Raw genomic sequence first — 566 nt, 5'->3', positions numbered from 1 at the left:
TTTCAAAGCGTATCGGCTGTCGGTACCGATAAATTGCTTGCCGGACAACCTGAGTTTTATCCGAATGCAGAGTTTTGCCAAGAAGACAAATGGCAATGGGACGGCGTAGATTTCGAGTTGCTCAGGCCGTCTGAAAATGCGGGTAAGGAAGATAATGATCAAAGCTGCGTATTGCGTGTCGTGGCAAACGGCAAAGCTTTGTTGATAACCGGCGATTTGGGCGTGAAGGGCGAGGCCGGTTTGATTGAGAAATACGGCAATGCGCTGTATAGCCAAGTGTTGGTATTGGGACATCACGGCAGCAGCACGGCTTCGTCAGGCAGCTTTTTGCATACGGTTTCGCCACAATATGCCGTGGCATCCAGCGGCTATGCCAATGCCTACAAACATCCGACCGTTGCCGTACAAAATCGTGTCCGCGCGCACGGCATTACTCTGTTGAGAACGGATTTGTCAGGCGCGTTGGTGTTTGCTTTGGGACAGGGCGATATATTTCAAGGCCGTCTGAAAAAGGATAAGTTTTATTGGCAGAAGAAACCGTTTGAGTAAAAAGGCTAAAAGGCCGT

Annotated in this window: 1 protein-coding gene; it reads left to right on the top strand. The window is 49.6% G+C overall.

The annotated features are described in order from the left end of the window. The coding region (locus ACTHUM_RS18105; RefSeq protein ID WP_440403697.1) for a ComEC/Rec2 family competence protein at nucleotides 1-549 on the top strand (549 nt) is incomplete at its 5' end. Between the last annotated feature and the right edge of the window lie 17 nt (nucleotides 550-566).

The sequence above is a fragment of the Neisseria sp. P0021.S006 genome (assembly GCF_051956895.1).
This window is presented reverse-complemented; position numbering and strand designations above follow the sequence as displayed.